Annotated in this window: 1 protein-coding gene; it reads right to left on the bottom strand. The window is 52.4% G+C overall.

Annotation, left to right across the window (positions count from 1 at the left end; genetic code table 11):
• Positions 1–49: 49 nt before the first annotated feature.
• Positions 50–730, bottom strand: coding sequence for an IS6 family transposase (locus HW561_RS23295; RefSeq protein WP_176867766.1), 681 nt, complete (start codon positions 728–730; stop codon positions 50–52).
• Positions 731–821: the final 91 nt, after the last annotated feature.

Raw genomic sequence — 821 nt, 5'->3', positions numbered from 1 at the left:
TGTCGCAAATTTTTTTATGGATCAGAGCGAGCGGTTTTTCTAGACAGATTTATCCCGCGAGCTCAGCAAACTGGCGAAAACCACACTTCAGCTGGCCAAGCTGCCCCTTGCGGATCATGTTGGCTGCCTCGACCCCCGCAAGTGTGGCTGCAGCCGAGGCGAAGCTTTTGAAGCCGAGCATCGGCCTCGTGAGCCTTTTGATGAAACGGTGATCCTGTTCTATCATGTTGTTGAGATACTTCGAGCAAACGGTATCGATTTTGATAGGTATGCTCAGCCGCTTGAAGATCTTGTTGACCTCTTTGATCCCGGCCGCGTTGCTTCTGCTTTTGTCGATGGTGATCCGTTTCGGGATGCCATTGTTGTACAAAGCATTGGCGAAGAATTTCTTTGCAGCCTTCGTGTCGCGCCTCTTCGAAAGCATGAAATCAAGGGTTTGCCCATCACGATCTACGGCACGATACAGATACACCCATTCACCACGGACTTTGATATAGGTCTCATCCATACGCCAGGATTCAGCGGTGCTGGCCTTCCGTTTCTGCGCCACACGAGCGGCCTCGGGTGAATATTTTACGACCCAGCGGTTCAGCGTCGCATGATCAACCGTCACGCCCCTCTCTGCCATGATCTCTTCCAGGTCGCGGTACGAGACGCCGTAGCGAACGTAGAAATAGACCGCGAGCAGGATCACAGATTGAGGGTAGTGCGCACCCTTGAAATCGATCATTGGGCCTTCCTAAACGTTGTCGCGTTCAATCCACCAGTTGGATCAAACTACGCCAAGGTGCAACATGACCGCCAAAGTTCGCGACAAAGCC

Source organism: Ruegeria haliotis (assembly GCF_013377785.1).
GTDB lineage: Bacteria > Pseudomonadota > Alphaproteobacteria > Rhodobacterales > Rhodobacteraceae > Ruegeria > Ruegeria haliotis.
The sequence above is the reverse complement of the archived record's forward strand: the minus strand, read 5'-3'. Positions and strand labels throughout refer to the sequence as shown.